Below are 26,975 nucleotides of genomic sequence, written 5' to 3'. Positions count from 1 at the left end.
GATGAACGGATCCCCAACTGAGGAGACCCTAACCCGGCGCCGTGCCGTCATCCGCCTTCTGGGCGCGATTACCGGCTTCATCGGGATCGTCCTCGGCGTCCCCCTGTTCGTGTTCCTCTTCGGGCCGACGATCCGCGGCCGGTACGCGTGGCGCTGGCTCGGCCGCTCGATCGCTCCGACCCTCGCCGCGCGAGAGCCGTGGGTGCGGGTGGGGACCATGGACTCGTTTCCGTCCGGCACGACAACGCTTGCGAAGGTGAGCGTGCCGGTGCAGGATGGGTGGATCCAGACGGACACCCCCATCGCCGTCTACGTCCATCCGACGGGACCCGACCGGGCCTCCGTCTTCGACATCCACTGCACCCACATGGGGTGCGCCGTGAGATGGAATGCCGCCGCGCAGCGGTTCTTCTGTCCGTGTCACGGCGGCGTCTTCGATGCCTCCGGACACGCCGTCTCCGGTCCTCCGCCGCGGCCGCTGGATCAGTACGCGACCAGGGTCGAGCAGGGGGTCTTGTACATGGGACACCTGACCCCAGGGGAGGCGTGACGGTGAGGCGGTTCGTAGGGTGGCTTGACGAACGCCTCGACGTCGTTCCCCTGTGGCGCGCGTTCCTGGACCGGTCCGTGCCTCGGGGCGTCGGCTGGTTCCACGTGTTCGGGAGCGCCACCCTGTTCCTGCTCACGGTCCAGATTGTGACCGGCATCTTTCTCACCGTGTACTACTCGCCCTCGGCCGATCACGCGTATCAGAGCGTCCGCTTCATCACCCAGGACGTGCCGTTTGGGGAGTTCGTGCGCGGCGTCCATCGATGGTCCGCGAGCTTCCTGGTGGTCATCGTCGGATTGCACATGCTCCGGGTGTTCCTCTATGGGGCCTACAAGTACCCGCGGGAAGCGACCTGGATCACCGGGGTCGTCTTGCTGCTGTTGGTGCTCGGGTTTTCGTTCACCGGGTATCTCCTGCCCTACGATGAGAAGGCCTACTGGGCCACGGTGGTCGGGACCAACATCGCCGGGGCCGCGCCCTTCGTCGGCGGGTGGGCGTTGCGCCTGCTCCGAGGGGGTACCGCGATCGGGGAACTGACGTTGCAGCGCTTCTACGCGTTTCACATCTGGTTGCTGCCGGCCGCGCTTCTCTTGTTTGTCGCGGTGCACCTCTTCATGGTGATCCGGCAGGGGATCGCCGCGCCGCCCCGACGCCGGCCGCTCGCCCTCGGCCCGGAAGGGCAGGGGCTTCCGCTTCGCGAGCGCTACGAGCGCGAGTACGCGATGGAGAAGCGGGCCGGCCATCCGTTCTACCTGGCGGTCCAGAAGGACGCACTCTTTGCCCTGGTCCTCTTTGTTGCGATCGGCGTGCTGGCGGTGGCCGTCGGCAGCCCGGTCGAGACCCCCGCGGATCCCAATACCACCAGTTACGTCCCGCGCCCCGAATGGTACTTCCTCGACTTCTTTCAGCTGCTCTGGTACCTCAAAGGACAGTGGGAGCCCCTGTGGATCTTTCTCGCGGTAACGGGCGTCGTGCTGCTGCTTCTGCTGCTGCCGTTCTTCGACCGCAGCCCCGAGCGCCATCCTCTGCGCCGTCCGATCGCCACGGCCTGCGCGGGCCTGGCGGTCGTCGGCGTCCTCGGGCTGACCTACCTCGGAATCATCGCTCCCGCGCCGGCCGCCCGCACGACCGCCGTCCCCACCCCCGCGGCCGCGCCGGCGGCGGCCGCCGCCGGCGCCCGGCAGTTCCAGGTCCAGGGATGCGTCAATTGCCACACGATCGCCGGCGTGGGCGCCAATGTCGGTCCGGATCTCACGCACGTCGGCGCGAGGCTCGGCCGGACGGACATCCAGACGACGATCACGCACGGGAAAGACGGCATGCCGGCGTTCACCACGCTCGGCCCGTCCGACCTCCATGCGCTGCTCGATTACCTCCAATCGCTGAAGTAGGTCGCGCCGTTGGCCCCCCGGCAGGGGGCAGACCCGTTCACGGCCCCGGCGCCATCGGCGCCACCGTCACGCCGCGCACGCCGTGGGACGCGATGAGCCGCGCCACGAGCCCGGAGGCCTTCGCCTCCTCGACGAACTCCCGCAGGTAGCTCACGCCCGCCTCGCCGCGGGCGCGCGGCGTCCCGATCGATTGCTGCACGCCGGTCACCTGGCCGTCGAGGACGCGCGACCCCCGCAGCGCCGCGGCGTCGGCGATCAGCCGAGGCCTCAGGCCCGCCAACGCGTCCAACTTCTCGTCGACGAAGAGGCGGTATGACGCCCCGATGCCCCGGGCGCGCACGAGCGTCGCGTGCGTGAGCGTGCGACTGAGAAAGAGGTCGTAGGCGCTCTCGCCCGAGACCGCGATCCGGACCCCTGCGCGGTCCACATCCGCAAGCGTCCGGATCGGCGAGCCCGCCGGCACGAGATACGTCACGGGGATCTCGAGGTACGCCGGGCTAAAAGCGATCTCGGCGGCGCGCCGCGGCTCGTTGCCGAGGAACCCGATGTCCCACACGTCCTCGGTCGCGGCGTCGGCGAGGGGGCCGGCCTGGTCGAACGCCACGAACGCCACGGGCACGCCGAGCCGCCGTGCGATCTCCCGCCCCAGGTCGGGCGCGATACCGCGCGGCTCCCCGCCGGGGCCGTCACGGTGCGCGAGCAGGAAGTTTCCGTAGTTGATGCCGGCGCGCAGGGTACCGGACGGCGAGAGCGCGGAGCGGGCTTGGGACGCCGTCATTGTGCCGGCCCCGGGAATCGGCGTGGGCGCCGGTTACGGGTGACCAATGTAGTCCATGCGGCCGCCGTCCACCGTCAGGATCTGCGCCGTGATGAACCCCGACTCCGGCGCGGCGAGGAAGGCCACGGCGTGGGCGATGTCTTCAGGGTCGCCGACCCGGCGGACCATGCTGCGCTCGCCGACGCTCTTCACGACGTCGCGGAGCTCGGGCTCGGTGCGGTCCTCTCTGACCATGTCGGTGAGGATGAAGCCGGGCGCGACAGCATTGACGGTGATGCCGTGCGGTCCGAGCTTCATGGCGAATCGCCGCGTCAAGACCGACACCGCGGCCTTGGTCGCGGCGTAGAACGTGGTGCCGGGCAGCGTCGTCCCGTGGCCGGCGATCGAGCTGATGTTGACGATGCGGCCGTAGCGGCGTTCTTTCATCGAGGGGATCACGGTTCGCGTCGCGTGGATCAGCCCGTCGACGTTGGTGCGGCGCATCTCGTCGAGACGGCTCACGTCGAAGTCTTCCAGCGTGACGTCCACACCGACCCCGGCGTTGTTCACGAGGACGGAGACCGGCCCCAACTCCTCCGCGGCTCGGGCCACCATCTCCCGGACCTGATTCGGGTCGCCGATGTCCGCGCGCACCGCGATCGCCCGTCCGCCCGCGGCGCGGATCTGGTCCACGACCGCCTGCGCCTTGCCGGCCCGGGTCCGGTAGTTCACGCACACGGCCGCCCCGTCCCGCGCCAGACGCAGGGCGATGGCTCTGCCCAATCCGCGTGACGCGCCGGTCACCAAGGCGATCTGCCCGTCTGAGGTCATGGGGCTCATGATATTCGCCCGCGCGCCCGAATGGCCTGCCCGGCGGCAACGCGCAAGAGGACCGCATCCGCGCGCCTTCGAAAGCTGCACGTGACCGTTCCGATCCCGCGCCGGCCCGTGACGGCCGCCGCGTCCGGGGAGCCCGATGGCGCCGTCTCCGCGGATCTTTCTCACGCAGCCGATTCCCGAGGGCGCGCTCGCGCGTCTTCGAGCTCTGGCCGAGGTCGAGATGCACGACGACCCGTTGACGATCGCGCCGCGCGACCGGCTGCTCGCCGGGGTCCGCGAGGCGGACGTTCTGTTCTGTCTCCTCCACGACCGGATCGATGCCGAGGTGCTGACCGCCGGCGGGCGGCTCCGGCTCGTGGCGTGCATGGCCATCATCCCGGCCAACGTCGATCTGGCGGCGGCCACGGCCCGCTCGATCCCGGTGACGGTGATCCCGCCGCTCGTAACCGAAGCCACGGCCGACGTGAACATGGCGCTGCTGCTGGCCGTGGCCAGGCGGATCGTGGAAGGCGACCGGCTGCTCCGCTCCGGCGTCTTTCCGGGCTCCCAGTCGATGCACCTCGTCGGCGGAACCGTGCACGGCAAGACGCTCGGCATCGTGGGGTTTGGCGCGATCGGCCGGGCGGTGGCGCGCCGGGGGCACGGGTTCGGCATGCGGGTGTTGTACGTGAAGCGCCGCCGGCTTCCGGAGCCGGACGAACGCGCGCTCGGCGTCGAGTGGGCGCCGCTCGACGACCTGCTCCGGGCCTCGGATTTCGTCTCCGTGAACGCGCTCCTGACCCGGGAGACGCGCCATCTAATCGGCGCGCGCGAGCTCGGCCTCATGAAGCCGGCCGCGTACTTGATCAACACGTCGCGGGGCCCGCTCGTCGACGAGGCCGCGCTGGCCCGCGCCCTGCGCGAAGGCCGGATCGCCGGGGCCGGCCTCGACGTGTACGAGCACGAGCCGCGGGTCGCGCCGGACCTCATCGGCCTGCCCAACGTTGTGCTCACGCCGCATGTCGGCAGCGCCGACCGCGACACGCGCGAGCGGATCGCCGGCGTGGTCGTCGACAACATCGAGGCGTGGCTGCGCGGGGACCGCCCGCCGAATGTCGCCAATCCCGAAGTCTACGCGCGCTAAAGTCCGGAGGGGTGCATGCTGACAGTCACAGAGAGGCCCTGGCGCTCGATGTGCTGCGCGACGTGAGGGTCGTCGCCGGCGGCGAGGGCCGCCGCACGATCCGGGCGCTCAACGGCAAGCGGCTGGCGGCGATCCTCTTCGATCCGGGACCATTCCTTGGCCGGCCTGCTGGGACGACGCCCCCGGGCCTATCGCGGCGGCCGCGAGCCCGAGCGGGAGCGCCAGCAGGAACGGCACCGTCAGGCTCCACCGCGTCACCGCCGCGCCCAGGAGCGGGCCGGCGAACAAGCCCAGGTCGATCGCGCTGTTATAGACGCTCATGGCCGCCGTGTACTGGTCGGCCGATACGCGCCGCGTCATGAGCATGGCGAACGTGACCGGCATAATCCCCCAGGCCACTCCGTAAACGGCGCCCGCGGCGAGCAGCAGCGGCACGCCGCGGACGAGCGGGATGGCGAATTCGGTGCCGGCCGTCCCGGCGATGGCGGCGAGCATCAGCCACCGGCCGTGGTCCCGCGCGACGAGCCGGCCGGTCGGGACCTGCATCAGCGCGTACATGCCGCCTTGAATCGCGAAGATCCAGCCGATGAACAGGACGGAGACGCCCTGCCGCGACGCGTACAGCGGCAGGAACGTCGTCCAGATGCCGGCCACGCTGTAGCAGAGCAGAATGGCGACGCCGAGGCGCGCCACCGATGCCGTTGACAGAAACGCGATGAAGTCGCGAAACGACGCCCGATTCGCGGCGCGCCCGGGCATCGGCCAGCCGGCCATGAGCGGGAGCGCGGCCAGGCTGAAGAGCGCGCCGAGCACGAAGGGCGTGCGCTCGCCGGTGCGCGCCGCCACGAAGCCGCCGATCGCGGGACCGGTGAGCGCGGCGAACGACGTGCACAGCCAGAAGGTGCCGAAGGCCCGCCCGCGGTCTTCCGGCGTCGACGAGTCCGCGACGGTGGCGTGGAGCGGAGGGACGAGCACGCCCCGTGCGGCGCCGACCGCCGTGAGGGCGACGGCGACGAGCCAGCGGGCCTGGCCGATCGCGGCGACGCCAAGACAGAGCGCGTTCGCGGCGAAGGCCCCCAGCAACTGGCGGCGGCGTCCGACCGCGGCGGCGATTACGCCGGCCTGGAGCTCCACCAGTCCCATGCTCAGGCTGAACACGCCGACCACGATGCCGATCTCTGCGAAACTGAAGCCGATGTGCGCAAGATGGAGGGAGAGGATGGGGAGCACGACCTGCCAGGAGATACTCGCGCAGAATCCAGCGGCGCCCAGCGCGAGGCTCGGCGCGCGACGCCGAGATGCGGTCTTCATTCTGACCTGTCGATTTCCCCCGGCCCGCGACCGTTTCCTAGGTTGCCGCGAAGGGGCTGATCCTGGACGCGTTGGACCGGCGCGGCTTCGATTGCATGGTAGGGCGGGTAGGGAACCGATAGTTATCGAAGGGAAGATCGCACCATACCCCAAGAGGCCGGGGAGGGGAGCCACGTGTCACTCGGATGGGGCATCATCGGGACCGGCGGCTTCGCCGGCAGCGCCACCGCGCCGGCGATCCAGGCGCTCGGCGATCAGGGCTCGCTGATCGCCGCGGTCAGCCGCGACCGGGGCCGCGCCGACGCGTTCGCGGCGCAGCACGGCGCCAAGCGGGCGTATACGGACTACGCGGACCTGCTGCGCGACCGCGACGTCGATATCGTCTACATCTCCACCCCGAACGCCCAGCACGCGGAGCAGGCCCTCGCGGCCGCGCGCGCCGGCAAGCACGTGCTCTGCGAGAAGCCGCTTGCGCTTTCGGTGAGTGACGCGCGGCGCATGGTCGAAGCGTTCGAGGCGGCGGGCCTGAAGCTCGGCACGCACTTTCAGACGCGCCATCACACCGCGTTCGTCGAGACGAAGCGTCTGCTGCAGCGGCGCGCGATCGGGGACGTGATCCTCGTGCAGATCGAAGCGAGCTCCGGCGCGAATCCATTCCGGTCCTGGCGCGCCGACCCACAGCTCGCCGGACTGGGCTCGATCAACAACATCGCGGTCCACCCCTTCGATTTGGTGCGCCACCTGCTGGGGTCCGAGGTCCGGGAAGTGACGGCGATGACGGACGTGGCCCGGGGTGCCGAATTGGAGCACATGGTCCTCGCGCTGCTGCGCTTTCAGAACGGCGCGATGGCCTACGTCAACGCAAACCAGAAGGTGCCGAACTTCCAGCCGGACATCGACATTTACGGTACTGCGGGCCGCATCCTCGGCGTCGACTGCACGCGGCCCTTCCGTGACGGCGAGCTCCGCGTCCTCACCGCGGCCGGCGAGCAGGTCACCAAGCATTCCAGCAAGGACGCGGTCGTGCGGTCGGTGGCCGCGTTCAACGATGCCGTCAAGCAGGATCACGAGCCGAACGCCTCGGGGTTGGACGGTCTGCGCAGCGTGCAGTTGACCGACGCGGTGGTCCGATCGGCACGCGAGGGCCGCCTCGTCGAGGTCGCGTATTGACCTGGTCGCGCGGCGCCGGCGCCGCCGATTACGAGGCGCGCGTCGACATGGCGCGCCTGCGCGCCGGGCGGGTCGAGCGGGCGCGGCACGCCATCGCGGCGGCGAACCTCGACGCCGTGCTCGTCTGGAAGGAAGAGAACGTCCGGTACCTCACGAGCCTGCGGCCGCAGATCATCGCCGGCAAGAACGGGGTGCTGAACGGCGCGCTGTGCACCCGGGACGGCACGGTCGCGCTGCTCATCTCGGGCGGCGACCGCGACCGCGCCGAGGCCACGATGCCGTGGGTGGGCGATTGGGAGACGATTCCGATCCTCGAAGAGCCCGGCCTCATCCGTCACGTCGCCTCGGAGATCATCCCGGGCCTGCTGCGCCGCCGGGGGCTCCGCGGCGCGCGCGTCGGCATCGACCTGGCGAGCAAGCTGCTGATGGACGCGCTGGCGGAGACGTGCGTCGACATCCGCTGGGTGGACGGCGACGCGGCGATGCAGGCGGCGCGGCGCATCAAGACCGCGGACGAGCTCGCGCTCATCGAAGAGGCGACCGCGATCGCCGAGGCGGTCACGGCGACCGCGACCGCCGCCGCGCGCGAGGGGGTGCGGGAGTGCGAGGTCGCGGGGGAAGCGCTCCGGACCTTGTACCGGCTCGGCGGGGAGTCGCCCCACGTCACGACGCCGTTCGTGGCGAGCGGCGAGCGGATGGCGCCGCCCACCCGCCTCGCGACCGACAAACTGATCCGCGAGGGCGATCTCGTCTTCATCGACATCGGCGCGATGTGGAACGGCTATTTCGGCGACATCGGCCGCACGGTGGTCTGCGGCGAGCCCTCGCCGGAGCAGCGGCGCATTTACCGGGCGGTGTGGGACGGCCTGCAGGCGGGCATCGAGGCGATGCGGCCGGGTGCCACCAACGCCGAGGTGGCTTCGGTGATCCGGGCCCGCGCCGGATCCCACGGCCTCGGTGACCGTTTCCTCAGCCTCTTCATCGGCCACGGAATCGGGTGCGGGTCCAACGAGCCCCCGTATATCGGCGAAGCGTTTCCCGGCGCGGCGACCGTGCCGCTCGAAGCCGGCATGGTATTCGCGGTCGAGCCCCTCATCTGGCTGCCCGGCGTGCGGGGCGGCGGAGGGGTACGGCTGGAGGACATGGTGGCCGTGACGGAAGCGGGGTCACGGCGGATTTCGCGAAGTGCCTACTGCGCGGCGCTGCTCGCGTAGCGCTCCCGCACCTGCCCCATACGACGCACGTCGCGGACGCGAGAAGACGGCTGCGTCGGGGCACCCCGGCTACGCGGGGCGGGGCGGCCGACGCGAACGCAAAGGGGGGTCGCATCGATGACGTACCATCAGTTCCTCGCCGGGCAGCACGAACTGCAACCCCGGCGTGTCTTCAGCACCTCGGGCACCGACTGGCAGGGCCGTGTCAACTTCGACCGGCTGCGGAGCGAGCGGCTGGCCCGCGCCCGGGAGATGATGGCCAAGCACGACCTCGGCGCGCTCATTCTGTTCGTCGGCGAGAACGTCCGCTACACGACCGGCGTCTACCAGGGCAACTGGAAGAACAACATCTTCATCCGCTACGCGGTCCTCCCGCGCGGAGGGGACCCGGTGCTGTTCGAGACGGTGGGGAGCGACATGGTCTGCGCCGAGATCGACGCGCCGTGGTTGACGGAGATCCGGCCGGCGATCACCTGGAAGTGGTCCGAGGGCGCGGAGCCCGAGATGGCGGCGCGGATGGCCGGGTCGATCGCGGACGTGCTGCGCGAGGCCGGCGTGCACAAGGAAAAGATCGGCATCGACATCATGGACATGGTGGCATATCAGGCGCTCACCCAGGAGGGCCTCAACATCGTGAACGGCTGGCCGGCGATGTCGCAGGCGCGTGTCATCAAGACGCAGGACGAGTTGGAGTGCCACAAGATCTCCGCCGCGCACGGCGACGCGGCGATGTACATGGCGAAGCACGAGTGGGCCCGGCCCGGCGTGCGCGAAGCCGAGGTCTGCGCCAAGGTGAACGAGTACTTGTACCGGAGCGGCTTCGACTTCGTCTACGACATCATCGTCGCCTCTGGCGGCAACACGAGCCCGTACCGCCGCTGGCACACGGACAAGATCATCCGTCAGGGCGACCTGATGATCATCGACATCAACGCCGTCGGCCCGGGCGGCTATTTCATCGACTTCGTGCGCTGCTGGAAAGTCGCCTCACCGCCGACCCAAAAGGAGAAGGACCTCTACCGGGAGTGTTACGATTCCCTCTACGCCGCGATCGGCGCCGTCCGGGCGGGGGCGACGAGCGCGGACGTCGCGAAGCACTTCCCGGTCTACGACGACGATAAGTACGGCAGCGTCTCCCTGCAGCAGTTCGCGCACAGCATCGGCCTCAGCCTGTACGAGGGGATGTGGATCTCGCGCGCCTACTCGCTCAAGTACCCGGCGGAGCTCAAGCAGAACATGTACTTCGCGATCGAGACCTTCGCGGGGCACGCCGGCCTCGAGCAGACGGTGCGCCTCGAAGAAAACATCGTCGTGACAGAGACCGGCCACGAGCGGTTCACCCTTTGCGAGCATGCCGACGACATGATGGCATGAGATCGTACGCGATGAGCCGCATATCCCCGCCTGGGGGCCCGTGGCGGCGCGCATGATCCTCGACGTGCACGCCCACGTGTTCCCGGACCGGTTTCTCGCGGCGCTGGACCGGGAGGGCGGCCGCTACGGCGCCAAAGTTGAAGCGCGGGGGGGCGACCGGATCGTCTGGAGCAGCCCGCATCAGCGGGCGACGATCGGCCCGGTCTTCTGGGACGTGGGCGAACGCCTGGCGGCGCTCGACCGCTGGGGGATCACGATGCAGGCGTTGTCGCTCTCGCCGCCGATGCTGTACTGGGCGCCGCCGGATCTAGGCCGCGAACTGGCCGCGGTGTTCAACGACGAGGTCGCGGCGATCGCCCGGGCGCATCCGCCCCGGTTCCTCGCGTTCGCGACGCTGCCGCTGCAAGACGTCCGGGCGGCGGTGGCGGAGGCCGAGCGGGCCGCCCGGGCCGGCTGCCGGGCGCTGTACGTCGGCACGAACGTGAACGGCCGGTATCTCGACGATCCGTCGTTCGCCCCGCTGTGGGACTGCGCCGTGCGTCACGGGCTGCCGGTGTTCACCCACCCGCTGAACAACGCCGGCGAGGACCGGATGAGCGGGTGGCATCTCGGCAACTCAGTCGGCAACCCCGGCGAAACGGCGCTCGCCGCGGCGCGGCTCATTCTGTCCGGTACGCTCGACCGGTATCCCGAGCTGCGGCTCGTCCTCGCCCACGGCGCGGGGAGCCTGCCGTTTCTGCTGGGACGGCTCGACCACACCTACGCGGTCCGGGCGGAGGTGCGGGACGCGATCCCCGCACCTCCGTCGGCCTACCTGCGCCGCATGTATGCCGACACGATCACCCACAGCGACCGCGCGCTCGGGTATCTCGTCGAGGCGGCGGGCCCGGCGCGCGTGCTGCTCGGGACCGATCTGCCGTACGACATGGCGGACGAGCGGCCGGTGGAGCGGGTGAACCGGTTGGGGCTGGGTCCGGACGAGACACGGGCCATCCTGGGCGACAACGGCGCGCGGCTCTTGGGGCTCACCGGCGCCGGTACGGTACACACGGAGCACGACAGAATGACCGAAGGGGGCAGGTCATGACGCGAATACTCAGGAACGCGGCGATCGCCATTGTCTTCGTGACGGTCGGGTCAGGGCCGGGTGCCGTCCTTCCAGGCGGGGGGCCGGCGCGCTTCGCCGCGGCGGCCCCACCGGCCCGGTTGAAGGTCGGTTTGCTGGCCCCGACCACGGGCGTGGCGGCGGCGCCGGGCCACGACATGATCAACGGGTGGAAGTTGTGGTGGTCCCAGCACGGCGACGCCGTAGCCGGGACGACGATCGACACCACCTACTACGATACGGCGTCGAATCCCAACACCGCGCTGACGCAGGCGCGCCGGGCCGTGGAGCAGGACGGGGTGCAGCTGCTGATCGGCCCCTACCTGGCCAACGAGGGCCTCGCGGTGGCGCCGTACGCGGAAGAGCACAAGACGCCGCTGTTTCTGCCGACGGTCTCGGCGGACGATCTGACGCAGCGAAAGGCCAGTTCGTTCGTGATCAAGGTGGCCGGCTGGTCCTCGAGCCAAACGACGCATCCGGCCGGCGGTTGGGCGGTCGAGAAGGGGTACCGGAAGGCCGTCACACTCGGCGACGCGTACGCCTTCGCGTACGAGAGCGTCGGCGGGTTCGCGCAAACGTTCACGGAAAAGGGCGGCAAGGTGACCAAGCAGCTGTGGGTGCCGCTCGGCACGACGGACTTCAGCCCCTACCTCTCTCAGGTGCAAGCGGAGCGCCCCGACGTGGTCATGGTCTGCGTCGTCGGCGCGGACGCGGTCCATTTCCTGCAGCAGTGGACCTCGTTTGGGCTCAAAGGCAGGGTCCCGCTGATCGTGCAGGAGACGGTCACCGACCAGTCGAGCATCCGCACGCTCCCGCCGGAGGATGTGGTCGGCATCATCGCCTTCTCCCACTACGCGGAAGGCCGCGGCGATCCGGCGACCGAGCGGTTTATCGCCACCTACGCCAAGGCGTACCATGCGCTGCCGTCCTACATGGCGGCCGGCTTCTATACCGCGGCGGAGTGGATCCAGAGGGCGCTCGTGGAGGTCCACGGCGACGCGACGGACCAGCAGAAGTTCTTGAACGCCGTCCGGACCGCCTCGGTGCCCGATTCGCCCTTCGGGCCGCAACGCCTGGATCCGTACGGGGCGCCGGTGCAGAACGTGTACATCCGGGAAGTGCAGCGCGTCCCCCCCCAGTACGCGGCGTACGCGAAGACGTGGAACGTCGTGATCAAGACATATCCGAGCGTTTCCCAGTTCTGGACCTACAATCCGGCGCAATACCTCAAACAGCCGGTGTACTCCAACACGTTCCAGGGCATCGCCAAGTGAGTGCCTGCCCGCGGGGGTAGGCGGTCTCGATCGGCCCCGCGCAGAGCGCGGGGCAGGGCAGGCGCCGCGCCTGCCCCGCGCCTTGCGCGGGGGTCCGGCCGATGACGACGTTCTACGCGCAGAACGCACTCGGGGGGCTGGCGTACGGCAGCCTGCTGTTCCTGATCGCGGCCGGCTTCACCCTGATCTTCGGCCTGATGCGGGTCGTCAACATCGCGCAGACGGCGTTTTTCCTCATCGGCGTCTACGTCGGCCTGATGCTCACGAACCACGGCGTGCCGTTTTTCGCCGCGGTGCCGCTGGCCGGCGCCGCGGTCACCGTGATCGGTCTCGCCATCTACCGCGTCCTGCATCCGTATCACGCGGACGAACTGACCGCGCTCTTGCTGACCATCGGCTTCACGCTGATGTTGGACGACGGCGCGCTGGCGGTCTGGGGCGGGGACCCGCAATCGGTGGCCCCGCCCGCGATGCTGGCGTCCTCGCTGCAGGTGGGCACGCTGATCTTTCCGTCGTACTGGCTCGCGTTGATCGGCATCAGCCTGCTCATCGGCGCAGCACTCGCCTTCGTCGAGCGCCGCACGATGCTGGGTGCGGTCATCCGCGCGGGCGTCGACGACGAGGAGATGATCCGCGGGCTCGGCATCGACGTCGATCGCGCGTTCTTCATCGTCTTCGGGATCGGCGCGTTCCTCGCCGGTGCCGGGGGCCTGCTCGGGGGGCCGATCACCGGCGCCTACCCCGGTCTGGACGGTGAGCTGCTGCCGCTGGCGTTCGCCGTAATCATCATCGGCGGCATCGGGAGCCTCGAGGGCGCGTACGTCGGGAGCCTCGTCATCGGGCTCGTGGGCACCTTCGGCAAGGCGCTGTTCCCGCAGCTCTCCTACTTCACGATTTTCGTGCCCGTGGCGGCGATCATGGCGCTGCGCCCCCAGGGCCTCCTGGGACGGAAGCGGTGACCCGCCGCCGCGCGCTGCTCGCCGGTATCGTGGCGGCCGCGATCGCGCTCGCGGCGCTCGTGCCGTCGTTCGGGCTGCCGCAGTATTACGTGTCGCTGCTGACGCAGACGTGGATCTACGGCATCGCCGCGATGAGCCTGGACCTGCTGGTCGGGTTCACCGGCCTCGTGAGTTTCAGCCACGCCGCGTTCTTCGGCACGAGCGCCTATATCGTCGCGCTGCTCCTCACGCGGTACGGCGTCGCCGCGTTCTGGCCGGTGCCGGCGCTGGCGGTGCTCGGCGCCGCTGCCCTCGCCGGGGTCTTCGGCCTCCTGGCCTTCCGGGGCGAAGGCGTCAGCTTCATCATCATCACGCTCGCCCTGAACGAGATCATCTGGGGCCTTGCCTATCAGTGGGTGGACATGAGCGGCGGCGACAACGGGATCGCCGGCTTCCCCCGGCCGGTGATCGCGGGGATGAATCTCGCCTCGACCCCGGCCTATTATCTGTTCTGCCTGGCCGTGCTCGTCGTGTGTGTCGCGCTCCTCGTCACGATCGTCCGCTCGCCGTTCGGGCTGGTGTTGCGGGGCATCCGGGAGCGGCCGCGCCGGATGGCGGCGCTCGGCTATCCCGTCAACCGGTTCCGCTACGCGGCCTACGTTATGGCCGCGGCGTTCGCCGGTGTCGCGGGCGTGCTGTTCGCGTACTACAATGAGTTCGTCGGCCCCGTCAACCTCAGTCTCGAGACGACAGTGCAGATTCTCATCATGGTCATCTTGGGCGGGACCGGCACACTGCTCGGACCGCTCGCCGGGGCCGGCGTGGTCGTCTTCGTCAGCAACGCGCTCAGCAACCTCACCCAGCGATGGGAGCTGATCCTCGGCGCAATGTACGTCGTCATCTTGCTCTACGCCCGCGACGGCCTGGTGGGCGTCGCCCGGCGGATGTGGAGCGCCGCCGGGCGACGCCCAGCCCCGCCAGCCCCGCGCCAGACGGGGCGCCAGACGGGGCGTCAGACGGGGGTGAAATTGTGACCGCGGTGCCGTCGTTGGACGTCCGTGGCCTCTCGGTCCGTTTCGGCAGTCTGCGGGCGCTCGACAACGTGTCGATGACGGTGATGGCCGGCGAACGCCGGGGAATCATCGGCCCGAACGGCGCCGGCAAAAGCACGCTCTTCAACGCGATCTCGGGCGAGGTCAGGCCGAGCGCCGGGGCCGTACGGCTCCTCGGACGCGACATCACGTCGTTTCCGCCGTATCGCCGGGCGCGGCTCGGGATCGCCCGGACGTTTCAGACGACGATGCTGTGTCCGCGGCTGCGCGTCGTCGACAACGTGATGCTCTCGCTCGCCGCGCTGCGTCCGGTCCGCTACCAGTGCCTCGTGCCGCTCGAACGGTATACGGACCTGCGAGACGAGGCCCTCCGGCTTCTCGCGCAGGTGCAGCTCGACGAGCGGGCCGACTGGCCGGTGCGCATGCTGGGCCACGGCGAGCAACGGCAGGTCGAGATCCTGCTCGCCATCGCGCAGCGGCCCACGCTGCTGCTGCTCGACGAGCCGACCGCCGGCCTCGCGCCGGGCGACGCGACGCTCGTCACCGCGATGCTCCGCACCTACCCGCGCGACGTGACGATCGTGCTGATCGAGCACGACATGGACGTCGTGTTCGACATCGTCGAGCGGATCACGGTCCTGCACCACGGGGCGGTGGTGGCCGAGGGCGCGCCGGCGGAGATCCGCGCCGACGCGACCGTGCAGGAGATCTATCTCGGAGGCGTGGTGTGACCGCGGACGCCCTGCTCTCCCTGGCGGACATCCACACCTACTACGGCGACAACCACGTGTTGCACGGCGTGACCCTCACCGTTCCCGCGGGCGAGGTCACCGCCCTGCTCGGCCGCAACGGGATGGGCAAGACCACGTTGATCCGGTCGGTGATCGGCTTCACCCCGCCCCGGCGGGGCCGGATCGTCTTCGCCGGCAGGGAGATCCAGCGGTTGCCGAGCCACGCGATCGCGCGGCAGGGGATCGGGCTCGTGCCGCAGGGACGCCGGATCTTTCCGTCCCTGACCGTCGAGGAGCAGCTGCGCGTGGTCGCCCACGGCGACGGCCGCTGGACCCTCGACCGGGTCTACGGCCTCTTTCCCCGGCTCCTCGAGCGGCGCGGGCATCTCGGCGGGCAGCTCTCGGGGGGCGAGCAGCAGATGCTCGCGATCGGGCGCGCGCTGATGACCAACCCGGCGCTGCTGTTGATGGACGAGCCGTCCGAGGGGCTGGCGCCGCTCATCGTCCGCGACCTCAAGGACGCGATCGCGCAGCTGGCGCAGGGGGGCCTCGCGATCCTGCTGGTCGAGCAGAACCTGCCGCTCGCGCTCGCCGTCGCGCATACCTGCTATCTGCTGAGCCGGGGACAGGTCGTGCATCAGGCCTCCGCCGGCGAGATCGCGAAGGACGACGAAATTCGCCGGCGCCACCTCGGCGTGTGACGCGCGGGAGGGCGTGGCGCGGCCAGCGAAGGACGGATTCGGGAGGATGTCACGATGGGGGGTAGGGGCGTGAAGCGACTCAGCGCGTCGCTCGTGCTGTTGCTGGTGCTCGGCGTCTCGGGTGCGGCGTGGCCGGCGGCCATGCCGGCGCCGCTCAAGATCGGCGTGATCATCCCGGAGACCGGCTATCTCGCGGCGCCGGGGAAGTTCATGCGCGAAGGATTCGAGCTCTACCTGAAGCAGCACGGCAACAAGCTCGGCGGCCGTGACGTGCAGGTCGTGATCGGCGACACAGCCGGCAATCCGTCGGTCGGCCTGACCCAGGCGCGGCGGCTCGTCGAGCAGGACGGCGCGACCGTGCTCTTTGGACCGCTCAACGCCGCGGTCGGCTCGGCGCTGGTGCCGTACATCGACCAGCACAAGATCCCGGCCGTCTACCCGATCGTCTCCGCCGACGACCTCACGCAGCGCAAGCGCAGCCCCTACATCGTCCGCACCGGCTGGACGAGCAGCCAGCCCACGCAGCCGCTCGGCGACTACGCCTACAAGACCCTGCGCTACCGCAAGGTGGCCGCGATCGCCTACGACTTCGAGTTCGGCTGGCAGAGCATCAGCGGGTTCGTGCAGACCTTCCAGCAGGACGGCGGCACGGTCGTCAAGGAGATCTGGACGCCGCAGACGACGAACGACTTCTCGGCCTACCTCTCGCAGATCCCGCGCGACGTCGATGCCGTGCTCTGCAGTTTTTCCGGGTCGACCGCGATCGCGTTCTTCAGGCAGTACCGGGCCTTCGGCCTGAAGATGCCGCTGGTGTGCCAGGGGAACGCCACCGACGAGAGTACGCTCGCGGCGACCGGCACGCCGGCGATCGGGACGATCACGGCGCTGCAGTACAGCGCGACGCTCGACACGCCGGCGAACAAGGCGTTCGTGGCGGCGTACAAGGCGGCGAACGGACACGTCCCGTCCTACTACGCGGACGGGACTTACGTAGGGATGATGTTCCTCGACCGGGCGCTCCAGGCCGTCCACGGCGACATTACGGACGGCGCCGCGTTCGCCACGCTCATGCGCGGGATCACGATTCCCGACGCGCCCCGGGGGCCCGTGCGGCTCGACGCCTACGGCAACCCCGTGCAGAACGTGTACGTCCGGAAGGTCGAGCAGGTCAACGGCGAGTTGGCCAACGTGATCATCTACACGTACCACAGCGTCTCGCAGTTCTGGACCTACAAGCCGGAGGAGTTTCTCGCGCACCCCGTCTACTCGCGCACGTACCCGCCCTGCAACGGGTGCGGCCGGTGACCGGGTGACGGGGAGCGCGTCGTGGCCGGTGTAGCGCCTCCGGATCGCCGCGCGTTTCTCGGGGCGATCCGCGCGCAGTTGTACCTTGATCCCGCGAAGACCGTCGTGCTCGCGGTGGATGTTCACCGCGGCCATCTCGATCCCGACGTGGCGACGATGCCCGTGGCGCCGGAGGACGCGCGGCGGGTGCGCGCCGCGGTGACGCGTCTCCTCGGAGGCGCGCGGGCGGCCACGGTATCCGTGATCTATGTCCTACTGACGTACCGCCGCACGACCCCGCCCGGGCTCGAGAGCATGGGCAATCCCTTTTGGCAGGCCGTCGAGGCGGCGCGGGAGTCGATGACGCCCGGGCGGCGCAGCACGATCGTGCACCACAACCAGGAAGGCTCGCCGCAGACCGAGCTGCCGCCGGAGCTCGCCGCGCAGCCGGGCGACTACGTGATCCGCAGCAAGAAGCGGCTCAGCGCGTTCTATGGGACCGAACTGGACACGCTGCTGCGCGCGCTCGGCGCTGATACCGTGGTGATCTGCGGCATCAACACCAACACGTGCGTGCTGTGCACCGCGTTCGACGCGTTCAACCGCGACCTGCGGGTGATCGTCGCGTCCGACGCCGTCGCCAGCATGTACGGCGACGATCTCCACGTCTTGGGACTCGAGAACGTCCAGCGCTGCCTGGGCTGGGTCCTGCAGACCGATGAGATCTTGACGCTGTTCCGCGGGGTGCCCGCCGGGACCCCGTGAAGGCCCAGCTGCTGCGGGCGTGGGGCGGTCCGCTCGTCTACGCGGACCACCCCGACCCGGTCGCCGGGGCGGGTGAAGTGCTCGTTGCCGTTCGGGCGTGCGGCGTCGGGCTCACCGTGGTCAACTACATGGCCGGGCGGCTCGGCCGCCCGGAGCCGTTGCCGCGGGTGCCGGGCCACGAGTTCACTGGCGTCGTGGTCGAGGCGGGGCCGGGCGTGACCGGCCTCCGCCCCGGGGACCGTGTGATGAGTTACTTCTACCTCACCTGCGGGCGCTGCGAATGGTGCCGGTCCGGCCGCGAGCCGCTCTGCCGGAACCACGGCGGGTACGTGGGGGTGCATCGGGACGGCGGGTACGCGGAACTGGTCTGCCTGCCCGAGGCGAACGTGCTGCCGCTGCCGGACGGCGTGCCGTTCGTCGACGGGACGGTGATTCCGGACGCGGTGGCGACGCCGTATCACGTCTGCGCGTCGCGGGCGGCGGTCCGGGTCGGGGATCGCGTGCTCGTGATCGGCGCGGGTGGTGGCGTCGGCATTCACATGGTGCAGATGGCGCGGCTGTTCGGCGGGCGCGTCGTGGCCGTGGACGTGGACGAGGCGAAGCTCGAGCACTGCCGCCGCGCGGGCGCCGAGGCCGCGGTGAACTTCCGGGCTCCGGACGCGGAGGATCGCGCACGAACGGCGCTCGCGGGCGGGGCGACCGTGGCGATCGATCTCGTCGGCGGTCCGGAGACCCTCGCGTGGGCGTTCGGCCTGCTCGGGGCCGGTGGCCGGATGGTGATGCTCACCACCGCGGAAGGCGCCGCGCTCGACGTGGCGACCCGCCGGATGGTGATGGGCGAGCTGACGATCATGGGATCGCGCTACTGTTCGCGGGCCGAGGTGCTCGCGGCGGCCCGGCTCGTGCAGGAGGGCCGGATCGCGCCGGTCGTGTCCGGCGTGCGCCCGCTCGCCGACGCGGAGGCGCTGCACGCGATGCTGCGGGCCGGCACGCTCCTCGGACGCGGGGCGATCGCGATCGACGGTAGAGCATTTTGAAGGAGGGATCGCGTGCGCGCGATGGCGGTGGAGCGATACGGCGAGCCGCTGCGGCCGATCGACCTGCCGCAGCCGGTTCCCGGGCCGGGACAGGTCCTGGTGCGGGTGCTTGGGTGCGGCGTGTGCCGGTCCGACCTCAAGATCGCCGACGGCGCGATGCCGTTTTCCGCGACGCTCCGGCTGCCCCACGTGCCGGGGCACGAGATCGCCGGAGAGATCGTCGCGTTCGGCCCCCCGGCGCAAGACGGCGGTCCGGGGGCCACTCCCGGCGTGCACACCGGCGATCGGGTCGTCGTCTACAACTACTGGGGCTGCCGCACGTGCGCGCGCTGCCAAGCCGGCGAGGAAAACCTGTGCGAACGGCTCCAAGGATGGACGGGTTTTACCTCTCCCGGCGGCTTCCAAGAATACCTCGTCGTCCCGGGCGACTGCGTGCTGCCGTTGCCGGTGAACGTGCCGCCCGAGCACGGCGGTCCGCTGTCCTGCGCGCTCGGCACCGCCTACCGCGCGGTGGTCACGCGCGCGGGCGTCCGGGCCGGTGAGACCGTAGCGATCCTCGGCGCCGGCGGCGTCGGATTGCACGCGGTCGAGGTCGTGCGGGCCGCGGGGGCGCGCGCCCTCGCGGTTGACCTGCAACGCCACCGCCTGGACGCGGCGCGCGTCCTCGGCGCCGACGGCGCGTTTCTCGCGGGGGACGGGGCGGCGGACGCGGTGCGGCAGGCCACGGACGGCCGCGGGGCGGACGTCGTCGTGGACACCGTCGGCCACCATGGGTCGCTCCTCGCCGCGGCCGACCTGGTCCGGACCGGGGGGCGCATCGTGCTCGTCGGGTACACAGTCGTCGCCGCCGATTATCCGCCGGTGCCGAGCGAGCGGCTGGCGCTCGGGGAGATCAGCGTCGTCGGCTCCCGGTACGTGACCCGCCGGGAATTGCGCCGGGCGCTCGACCTGGTATCGCGCGGGCTCGTGCGGCCGATCGTCGCTGAGGAGGTGCCGCTCGCGCGCGTCAACGACGCCCTGGCGATGGTCCGAGAGGACCGGGTGACCGGCCGCGTCGTCGTCCGGGTCGCCCCGTTTGTCGCGGGGTCTGGCGCCCCGTCTGGCGCCCCGTCTGGCGCCCCGTCTGGCGCGGGGCAGGCGGGGCAGGCGGGGCAGGCGGGGCAGGCTGGGTGATCGATCTCGCAGTCCGGGGGGCGACGGTAGTCGGGCCGCGGGGACGGTACCGGGCGGACCTACAGGTCGCCGGCGGCACGATCGTCGCCCTCGGCACCCTGGACACTCCGGCGCGAACCGTCGTGGACGCCGGCGGACTCATGGCGATCCCCGGCGTCGTGGACAGTCACGTTCATTTCATGGATCCGGGCGAGACCGACCGCGAAGATTTCATCACCGGCAGCGCCGCCGCCGCGGCCGGCGGCACGACGACGGTCGTCGAGCACACACACGCTGCCCCGGTGCGGACTGCCGGCGACCTCCGCGGCAAGGTCGCGCACCTCGCCGGCCGCTCCTTCGTCGACTTTGCCCTCGCCGCGCATGTCTGGCCGGACCAGGTCCCCCATCTGGGTGAGTTGTGGACCGCGGGGCCCGCGTACCTCAAGATCTTCACCTGTGAGACCCACGGCGTGCCCGCCGTCCCCGCCGGGCATCTCCTGCGCGCCCTCCGGGAGGTCGCGCGGTGGGACGGGGTCGTGCTGGCGCACTGCGAAGACGACGCGATCACGCGCGACCGTGCCGACGCTCTGCGTGCGGCCGGCCGCCAGGACGGCGGCGTCATTCCGGAGTGGCGGGCGCGTGAAGCGGAGGCCGTCGCGGTCGACGAAGTCGCCGTCCTGGCGCGGCTCACCGGCGCGCGGGTGGTGATCGCCCACACCAGCCATGCGCCGGTCGTGGACGCGATCGCGGCCGCGCGGGCCATGGGCGGCCGGCTGTGGGTCGAGAGCTGTCCGCAGTACTTCTACCTCGAGGAGCGCGAGGTGCTGGAGCACGGCCCGTTTCGGAAGTTCACGCCGCCCGCGAGGATCCGCACGCCGGACGACGCGGATGCGATGTGGCGGCGGCTCGCGTCGGGCGCCATCACCCACGTCAGCACGGACCACGCGCCGGCCACCCGGGAGCAGAAACGCCGCGGGGACATCTGGGCGTGTCCCTTCGGACTGCCGGGCGTCGAGACCACACTGTCTCTCATGCTGACCGCCGCCGCGCAGGGCCGGGTGACGCTCGAACGCGTCGTCGACGTGCTCTGCGAGCAGCCCGCCAGGTTGTACGGGTTCTATCCGCGCAAGGGCACGCTCGCGCCGGGCGCCGACGCCGACATCACGCTGATCGATCCCGCCCGCCGGCGCCGCCTCGCGGACGCCGACGTCGTGAGCAAGGCCGGCTGGACGCCGTATGCCGGCCGCGAGGTGATCGGGACCCCGGTGATGACGTTTGTGCGCGGCCGCCTCGTCGCCCGCGACGGGCGGCCGGTCGGAGAGCCGGGGTGGGGACGGTGGCTCCCGGGCGCCGGGGCGGAAACGCCGCTCTCATGAAGGGGTAAGGTCGACAAGCGCCGGTTCCCCCCCACCGGTTTTTGCCTCTTGACATATTCCTATATGGGAATATAATGCTAGGCGATGCCACTCACGGCCACGACGCGAGGGAGCTGGGGCCGGTGCACGACTGGGTGAAGAGGTTTGAGCACTTCTGGACCCGGCAGCTCGGCCGAATCAAGGAGCGGGCCGAGCGCAAGATGACGGAGCGATCGGCTCGCGAAAACGACGAGCCAGAGACGAGGAGGGGTAACCATGGTGACTAGCACGTCAGAGCAGGCGGTGCACACGCTGGAGATCACAAAGGAGGAAGAGATCGCGGCGCCCATCGAGGTCGTGTTCGAGACGCTCCTGGAGCATCTCGGGCCGCTCAACGAGACGGGGCCGGGGTCGCCGATGCCCATGACGCTCGAGCCGTGGCCGGGCGGCCGGTGGTACCGGGATCTCGGGCAGAACACAGGGCACTTCTGGGGGCATGTCCAGGTCATCAAGCCGCCCACGCTTCTCGAAATCAGCGGGCCGCTGTTCATGTCGTATCCTGCCGTCTCCCACGTCCAATACCGGCTGACGGCCGAGGGCCGCCACACGCGCCTCACATTGGTCCATCGGGCGATCGGACCGATCACACCCGCCCATCGAGAGGGCGTCGGCCAAGGGTGGAGCTACATTCTCGCCAAGGTTCGTGAAGGGGCAGAGCGTCGCCGATGAGCGAGCAGGTGCAGCGCCATCAAACAGGAGGCAACGCCATGAAGGCGTTCGATATCGGCCACACGATCGTCTCGAGGGACGAATGGCTCGAGGCGCGCAAAGCGCACCTGACCAGAGAGAAGGAGTTCACACGGCAGCGAGACGCGCTCAGCCGGGAGCGGCGCGAGCTTCCCTGGGTCAAGGTCGAGAAAAATTACGTGTTCGACACGCCCGAGGGCAAGCAAACGCTCGCCGACCTGTTCGACGGCCGAAGCCAGTTGATCGTCTATCATTTCATGCTCGGCCCGGACTGGGAGGAGGGGTGCCCGTATTGCTCGTTCCTGGCAGACCATATGGACGGCGCGGTGGCGCACCTGGCGCAGCGCGACGTGACATGGCTGGCAGTCTCGCGCGCGCGGCTGCCCCAGATCGAAGCCTTCAAGAAGCGGATGGGCTGGCGCTTCAAGTGGGTGTCGTCCTACGGAAGTGATTTCAACTACGATTATCACGTCACGTTCACGAACGACGAGATGGCCGCGGGCAAGGTCTACTACAACTACGGGGTGCTCGACTTCCAGGGCATTGGGGCGACCGACGAGATATTCGGGATCAGCGTGTTCTGCAAGGCCGAGACCGGCGACATCTTCCACAGCTACTCCAGTTACGCGCGCGGCGGCGACATGCTGCTCGGCACCTACCACTGGCTCGACCTGACGCCGAAGGGCCGCAACGAGACGGGCCCCCGGCACAACCTGACCGACTGGGTGCATCATCACGACAGGTATGAGTAACGTCCACCCGTCGACGGCAGAGCCGTACCGGCCCCCGCGGACATCCTCGGGACCGTCACCGTTCACCCCGATTGCCGTCTGGGCGGCGTTGCTAGGGTTGGCCGCCGTTGCGTGGGCGGTGATGGTTTTCCAGGCTCGGAGCATGGGCGGTATGGGCGGCATACCCGACATGCCGCCTCCACCGTCTTCCGCTGTGCCCTTCCTGTCGGGCTGGCTTGCGATGATGGTGGCGATGATGTTCCCCTCGGTAGCCCCAACGGCGACAGTCTTTGCGACGATGGGCCAAGACCGCCGCCGGGCAGGCCCGCGCGGAGCGGCGACCTCGCTCTTCCTCCTCGGATATCTCGCGATCTGGGGCCTCGTCGGTGCCGGGATCTATATGCTTTCGCTCGTCGTGCCGGACGTGCGCATGGCGGCGCCCGGGCTGCGGACGTCCAGTCCCTTCATCGGCGGGTTCATCTTGATCGTCGCCGGACTCTACCAGTGGAGCTCCCTGAAGCGGTCTTGCCTCGAGCACTGCCGCTCGCGGCTTGCTCGTCTCCAACAAGAATGGCGGGAGGGCGCAGCTGGTGCGTTCCGATCGGGCGCGGCTCACGGCGCACGGTGCGTCGGGTGCAGTGCCGGTTTGATGTGCGTATTGTTTGCCGTAGGCTTGATGAACCTCGGGTGGATGGCGCTGTTGGCGGCGGTGATCTTCATCGAGAACGTCGTTCCCCACGGGCCGCCTATCGGGAGACTGGCCGGCGTAGCGATGCTCGTCTCCGGCGTCGCGATGTGGGCCGCACCATGGCTGGGGCGCTGAGGCACCCGCGCCGCGATCCGACGATCGGAGGACTGATCGCGGCCGGTCCGAAGAGTCTCACGCGATGGCCGACCCGATCCAGGAGATCATCCAAGAGCGCGAACGAGCCAGAGCGCTGGGCGACCCGCTCACCGACGTCTGTTATCTGGTGACCGTGGCCTCGGCCGAGCGGGCGGAAGGGCGCGCGTTGACGTTGCGGGACGTCACCGAGCGCGGAGTCGGCGTCCTCGTCAACCGCACCAGCCCCAAGTGGCGGCAGCTGCGGGGCGCCGGGACGGCGGCCATCCTGATTCACTGGCCGAGCGTCCGTCGGCAGTACCGGATTTGGGGCGGCGTCGCGACGATGGAGCCGGAGCAGGTCGACGCGTATTGGCGGCGCAAGAGTCACGGATCCAAGTTGCTGGAGCACTATTACACGGAGTTCCGGCCCCAGAGCGCACGGATCGCCTCGCGACAGGAGTTTCTGGCCGGGATCGGGGAGCTGCGGCACCGCTATCCGGACGGCGACGCCGTACCCGCGCCGCCGAGCCTCGCGGGCATCTATGTGGTGCCCCGCGAGATCGAGACCTGGCACGGATCGGAGGAGCGACTGCACGACCGCCGGCTGTTTTGCCGGTCCGGCGCGGAGTGGGAATGCGCCACGCTCGTCCCCTGACCCCAGGGATCTTCGCCGAGAACGAGGGGCGGCAGGTCCGCTTCAACACAGCCGCTGCGCGTGAGGTCAAGGCGAATGCGGCGTCCAATCATCCACCCGGTGAGCGAACCGGTCGAGCAATGCTCCGGCGATCCTGTCGGCGGCCGCGTCGAGGAGTCGCGTATGATATACGGCGCCCAGGTCGACGCGAAGCACGGCCCGATCGATCAGGCCGGGCACACCCTTCCCCCCGCGGATCGGCAGCCCTTGGGCGCTGGCCGCAAGAACCATCCCATCCCCGGCTCCATACGAAAGCGTGGCGCCGGGCAAGACGCCGGTGATCCCCGCCGACGTCTGCGGTCCGGCAGCGTCGCGGGGATCATGGCTCCCGTAGAAGAGATAGATGCGAATGTCGGGCGGAATCGCGCGGGCGTTGAGCCCGGCGAGAAGGGCATTCTGCGCGTCCGGCGGCATGCTCCATGGGAGCGTAGGTGCGGCCCGCCAAAAGGGGAACGTCGGCATGAACGACCGGGCCGCCGGCGTTCGCCCGAGGCCCGAGGCCGGCAGCGCGGACGGCGCGTGGCTCCCCAAGTAGGCTATGACCGTCCCCTCGTTGGGCACGCCGACCAGCACGAGCCGGTTGACCAGCGTGTCCCAGCCGTCAACGTCGTAGGCGACGTTCCACCGGGCCATGAGGCCGCCGAGGCTGTACCCGACGATGTTGACGCTCGCGGCGTAGGTCGCGGGCAGCACGACGCGGCGCACATACGCGGCGAGGGCCTGGGCACCCTCCGGGAGCGTGATCTGCCGCGAGGGATAGGTAAACCAGAACACGTTCCGAGCCGCGCCGGTGTCGGTATAGCCATGCCCGCGAAAGACCGTCAGCACCGCCTGACTCGGCCCGTCCTCCTCGTTGAGATAGCCGGGCACGATGACGGTCGGCAGGAGGATCGTGGCCGTCCGGCGGGCCGTGGCGACGAGCGGTCCGCGACGGACCGTCACCTCGACCGGGAATCGCAGATTCTCTCTGAACGGGGGCACGGGCGCGAAGCGCCCGACCGCGACGCCGCCGACGCGGACGACGCCCGCGGGGAGATCAATGTCCATCGCGAAACGGGACGGCATGTGAATCAATGGCAGCGCCGCACGGATCGGCACACCGTCCAGCCAAACCGATACGGTCACAATTGGGGGATCGGCCTGGGAGCCCTCCAGCCCCTCCGTTGCCATCGTGATCCGCAGGGACTGCCGCGCCATGCCCACGTCGAGGATTCCGGCACGCGGAGGATCAAGCGGCTGACCGGCGGCGGGTTTCATCGCGACGGCAAGTAACACAGCCGCCAACACACTGATGACGATGGCATGCCGCTTGTGATCAAACACGTCCGGCCCCATCATCCGCCCCCCGACGTCGGCAGTGTGGTCACGTCAAACGTAGGCCTTCAGCTCCACAGCGGCGATGAGGTCACACACAGGTGCGGTGTGAAACGAATCACACGCGCATCGGATGCCGGGGGGCCGCTGAGCAATGAGTGCGCCCGGAGCGAGGATGTCGTGCCGCGCCCGGCGTACCATTCAAGAGCACGGCAGTCGTCGAATTCCGCTCACGGCCATGGCGAGGAGGCTCCCCCGTTGAGTCAGTCTGTCCGCGCATCGCAGTTCAGCCGCATCGGCTACCTCGACATCCCCGGCGGCGGCCAGGTCATCGTCGACGGGCCGTGGGCGTACGTCGGCCACATGGCGCCGCCGCACGGGACGAGCATCGTCGACGTCTCGAACCCGCGCACACCGCGGCTGGTCGCGGAAATTTCCGTGCCCCAAGACATCCACTCGCACAAGGTGCGGGTGCTCGGCGACCTGATGCTCGTGAACCACGAACGCTACCCCGCCCGGGGGGGCGCGGGCGCGGATGGTCCGGCTGTCGGTCTCGTGCTCTACGACATCGCCGATCGGGCGCAGCCACGCCTCATCGGCCGGTTCCCGACGGTCGCCCGCGGCGTCCACCGCTTCGACCTCGCCGGGACCCGCGTGTTTCTCTCGACGGAGTGGGACGGGTTCTCCACCAACATCCTGGCGATCGTCGACGTGGCCCGCCCGGCGCATCCGGAGTTGATCGGCCGGTGGTGGCTGCCGGGGCAGCACACGGCGGCGGGAGAGGAGCCCCCGGCCGGCGGGCACTACTGGGTCCATCTCGCGCTCGCCCGGGGCGAGCGGGCGTACGCCGCGTGCGGACGTGCCGGCGCCGTGATCGTCGACATCACGGATCTCCGCGCGCCGCGCACGGTCGGGGCCGCGGCCTGGAACCCGCCGTACACGTGTCCGACGCACACCTTTCTGCCGCTGCCGCACGCGATCCGCGGCCGCCGGTTCGCGGTCGTCACCGACGAAGACGTCACCGACGACGTCCTCGAGGATCCGCCGGCGTTCATGTGGGTGCTCGATATCACGAACGAGGCGCGGCCGGTGCCGGTGGCGACGTACCAGGCGAGCCCCGAGGGGCTCGCCGTCCCGGGCCGGCGCTTCGGTGCACATCAGCCGTGGGAGCATGTCGGACCCGACAATCTCGTCTTCCTCGCGTGGTTCAGCGGCGGCGTCCGGGCCGTCGACGTCTCGGATCCGTACGCGCCGCGCGAGGCCGGCTACTACGTGCCGCCGACGCCGGCGGGCGAGGCCGCGCCGCAGACGAACGACATCTTTGTGGACGCGCGCGGCTTGGTCTACGCGATCGATCGCAACCGTGGCCTCAGCGTGCTGGAGTTCGCGCCCTACGGAGAAAGCCGGAACCGGGATGCGTAGTCACCACTCGTGTCCACCTCGATGCGGCCCAGGGGTCGAGCTCATGGGCGGCAGGGAGTAGACGCGTGGACTTCATCCTTGCCCGGAGAACATCTGGCTACAGGGGCAGTGGCATCCAGT

Annotated in this window: 26 protein-coding genes; 22 read left to right on the top strand and 4 right to left on the bottom strand. The window is 69.9% G+C overall.

Going from position 1 to position 26,975, the window contains the following annotated elements; genetic code table 11:
- Nucleotide 1: 1 nt before the first annotated feature.
- Nucleotides 2-550: a Rieske 2Fe-2S domain-containing protein gene (locus tag VGZ23_14185; GenBank protein HEV2358738.1), complete on the top strand. Its 549-nt coding sequence runs from the start codon at nucleotides 2-4 to the stop codon at nucleotides 548-550.
- Between the two features lie 2 nt (nucleotides 551-552).
- Nucleotides 553-1,941, top strand: coding sequence for a cytochrome b N-terminal domain-containing protein (locus VGZ23_14180; protein ID HEV2358737.1), 1,389 nt, complete (start codon nucleotides 553-555; stop codon nucleotides 1,939-1,941).
- A 37-nt stretch (nucleotides 1,942-1,978) separates the two neighbouring features.
- Here the strand turns inward: VGZ23_14180 and VGZ23_14175 are convergent, their stop codons facing one another.
- Complete coding sequence (locus tag VGZ23_14175) at nucleotides 1,979-2,719, bottom strand: transporter substrate-binding domain-containing protein (protein ID HEV2358736.1); 741 nt, start codon at nucleotides 2,717-2,719, stop codon at nucleotides 1,979-1,981.
- Nucleotides 2,720-2,752: 33 nt separating this feature from the next.
- On the bottom strand, nucleotides 2,753-3,538 hold the full coding sequence (locus VGZ23_14170; protein ID HEV2358735.1) for a 3-oxoacyl-ACP reductase family protein: 786 nt from the start codon (nucleotides 3,536-3,538) through the stop codon (nucleotides 2,753-2,755).
- A gap of 136 nt (nucleotides 3,539-3,674) precedes the next feature.
- Here VGZ23_14170 and VGZ23_14165 point away from each other — a divergent pair, with 136 nt between their 5' ends.
- Nucleotides 3,675-4,661 carry a D-glycerate dehydrogenase gene (locus tag VGZ23_14165; protein HEV2358734.1) on the top strand — a complete coding sequence of 329 codons (987 nt, stop codon included), beginning with the start codon at nucleotides 3,675-3,677 and terminating at the stop codon, nucleotides 4,659-4,661.
- Nucleotides 4,662-4,769: 108 nt separating this feature from the next.
- Here the strand turns inward: VGZ23_14165 and VGZ23_14160 are convergent, their stop codons facing one another.
- Nucleotides 4,770-5,972: an MFS transporter gene (locus tag VGZ23_14160; GenBank protein ID HEV2358733.1), complete on the bottom strand. Its 1,203-nt coding sequence runs from the start codon at nucleotides 5,970-5,972 to the stop codon at nucleotides 4,770-4,772.
- Nucleotides 5,973-6,146: 174 nt separating this feature from the next.
- On the opposite strand from VGZ23_14160, the gene VGZ23_14155 reads away from it, so the two are divergent.
- From VGZ23_14155 to VGZ23_14070, 18 genes are all read left to right on the top strand, one after another.
- Nucleotides 6,147-7,142, top strand: coding sequence for a Gfo/Idh/MocA family oxidoreductase (locus tag VGZ23_14155; protein ID HEV2358732.1), 996 nt, complete (start codon nucleotides 6,147-6,149; stop codon nucleotides 7,140-7,142).
- Nucleotides 7,139-8,356, top strand: coding sequence for a Xaa-Pro peptidase family protein (locus VGZ23_14150; protein ID HEV2358731.1), 1,218 nt, complete (start codon nucleotides 7,139-7,141; stop codon nucleotides 8,354-8,356). The genes VGZ23_14155 and VGZ23_14150 overlap by 4 nt, the downstream gene beginning before the upstream one ends.
- A 117-nt stretch (nucleotides 8,357-8,473) precedes the next feature.
- Nucleotides 8,474-9,730 carry a Xaa-Pro peptidase family protein gene (locus VGZ23_14145; GenBank protein HEV2358730.1) on the top strand — a complete coding sequence of 419 codons (1,257 nt, stop codon included), beginning with the start codon at nucleotides 8,474-8,476 and terminating at the stop codon, nucleotides 9,728-9,730.
- Between the two features lie 52 nt (nucleotides 9,731-9,782).
- Entirely contained in the window at nucleotides 9,783-10,817 is a 1,035-nt protein-coding gene (locus tag VGZ23_14140) for an amidohydrolase family protein (GenBank protein HEV2358729.1), read from the top strand.
- Nucleotides 10,814-12,109, top strand: coding sequence for an ABC transporter substrate-binding protein (locus VGZ23_14135; GenBank protein ID HEV2358728.1), 1,296 nt, complete (start codon nucleotides 10,814-10,816; stop codon nucleotides 12,107-12,109). The genes VGZ23_14140 and VGZ23_14135 overlap by 4 nt, the downstream gene beginning before the upstream one ends.
- A 101-nt stretch (nucleotides 12,110-12,210) precedes the next feature.
- Complete coding sequence (locus VGZ23_14130) at nucleotides 12,211-13,068, top strand: branched-chain amino acid ABC transporter permease (protein HEV2358727.1); 858 nt, start codon at nucleotides 12,211-12,213, stop codon at nucleotides 13,066-13,068.
- Nucleotides 13,065-14,081, top strand: a complete 1,017-nt coding sequence (locus VGZ23_14125) for a branched-chain amino acid ABC transporter permease (protein ID HEV2358726.1) — start codon at nucleotides 13,065-13,067, stop codon at nucleotides 14,079-14,081. Before VGZ23_14130 ends, VGZ23_14125 begins: the two co-directional genes overlap by 4 nt.
- Nucleotides 14,078-14,830, top strand: a complete 753-nt coding sequence (locus VGZ23_14120) for an ABC transporter ATP-binding protein (GenBank protein HEV2358725.1) — start codon at nucleotides 14,078-14,080, stop codon at nucleotides 14,828-14,830. The genes VGZ23_14125 and VGZ23_14120 overlap by 4 nt, the downstream gene beginning before the upstream one ends.
- Nucleotides 14,827-15,531: an ABC transporter ATP-binding protein gene (locus VGZ23_14115; GenBank protein ID HEV2358724.1), complete on the top strand. Its 705-nt coding sequence runs from the start codon at nucleotides 14,827-14,829 to the stop codon at nucleotides 15,529-15,531. Before VGZ23_14120 ends, VGZ23_14115 begins: the two co-directional genes overlap by 4 nt.
- A gap of 69 nt (nucleotides 15,532-15,600) precedes the next feature.
- Nucleotides 15,601-16,836: an ABC transporter substrate-binding protein gene (locus tag VGZ23_14110; protein ID HEV2358723.1), complete on the top strand. Its 1,236-nt coding sequence runs from the start codon at nucleotides 15,601-15,603 to the stop codon at nucleotides 16,834-16,836.
- A 21-nt stretch (nucleotides 16,837-16,857) separates the two neighbouring features.
- Nucleotides 16,858-17,580 (top strand): isochorismatase family cysteine hydrolase, encoded by a 723-nt coding sequence (locus VGZ23_14105; protein ID HEV2358722.1) that lies wholly within the window; start codon nucleotides 16,858-16,860, stop codon nucleotides 17,578-17,580.
- Nucleotides 17,577-18,617: an alcohol dehydrogenase catalytic domain-containing protein gene (locus tag VGZ23_14100; protein HEV2358721.1), complete on the top strand. Its 1,041-nt coding sequence runs from the start codon at nucleotides 17,577-17,579 to the stop codon at nucleotides 18,615-18,617. The genes VGZ23_14105 and VGZ23_14100 overlap by 4 nt, the downstream gene beginning before the upstream one ends.
- A 21-nt stretch (nucleotides 18,618-18,638) precedes the next feature.
- Nucleotides 18,639-19,790: an alcohol dehydrogenase catalytic domain-containing protein gene (locus VGZ23_14095; GenBank protein HEV2358720.1), complete on the top strand. Its 1,152-nt coding sequence runs from the start codon at nucleotides 18,639-18,641 to the stop codon at nucleotides 19,788-19,790.
- Nucleotides 19,787-21,145: a dihydroorotase family protein gene (locus VGZ23_14090; protein HEV2358719.1), complete on the top strand. Its 1,359-nt coding sequence runs from the start codon at nucleotides 19,787-19,789 to the stop codon at nucleotides 21,143-21,145. The genes VGZ23_14095 and VGZ23_14090 overlap by 4 nt, the downstream gene beginning before the upstream one ends.
- A 255-nt stretch (nucleotides 21,146-21,400) precedes the next feature.
- A complete protein-coding gene (locus tag VGZ23_14085) occupies nucleotides 21,401-21,853 on the top strand; it encodes an SRPBCC domain-containing protein (GenBank protein ID HEV2358718.1) in 453 nt (150 codons plus the stop codon).
- Between the two features lie 38 nt (nucleotides 21,854-21,891).
- A complete protein-coding gene (locus VGZ23_14080) occupies nucleotides 21,892-22,623 on the top strand; it encodes a thioredoxin family protein (GenBank protein HEV2358717.1) in 732 nt (243 codons plus the stop codon).
- 151 nt (nucleotides 22,624-22,774) lie between these two features.
- On the top strand, nucleotides 22,775-23,425 hold the full coding sequence (locus tag VGZ23_14075) for a DUF2182 domain-containing protein (protein ID HEV2358716.1): 651 nt from the start codon (nucleotides 22,775-22,777) through the stop codon (nucleotides 23,423-23,425).
- Between the two features lie 64 nt (nucleotides 23,426-23,489).
- On the top strand, nucleotides 23,490-24,080 hold the full coding sequence (locus VGZ23_14070) for a pyridoxine 5'-phosphate oxidase C-terminal domain-containing protein (protein HEV2358715.1): 591 nt from the start codon (nucleotides 23,490-23,492) through the stop codon (nucleotides 24,078-24,080).
- 66 nt (nucleotides 24,081-24,146) lie between these two features.
- Here the strand turns inward: VGZ23_14070 and VGZ23_14065 are convergent, their stop codons facing one another.
- Nucleotides 24,147-25,442, bottom strand: coding sequence for a hypothetical protein (locus VGZ23_14065; protein ID HEV2358714.1), 1,296 nt, complete (start codon nucleotides 25,440-25,442; stop codon nucleotides 24,147-24,149).
- A gap of 249 nt (nucleotides 25,443-25,691) precedes the next feature.
- Between VGZ23_14065 and VGZ23_14060 the strand changes: the two genes are divergently transcribed.
- Complete coding sequence (locus VGZ23_14060) at nucleotides 25,692-26,855, top strand: hypothetical protein (protein HEV2358713.1); 1,164 nt, start codon at nucleotides 25,692-25,694, stop codon at nucleotides 26,853-26,855.
- Nucleotides 26,856-26,975: the final 120 nt, after the last annotated feature.

It is taken from the genome of bacterium (genome assembly GCA_035945995.1).
In the GTDB taxonomy this organism is placed as follows: domain Bacteria; phylum Sysuimicrobiota; class Sysuimicrobiia; order Sysuimicrobiales; family Segetimicrobiaceae; genus DASSJF01.
The sequence above is the reverse complement of the archived record's forward strand: the minus strand, read 5'-3'. Positions and strand labels throughout refer to the sequence as shown.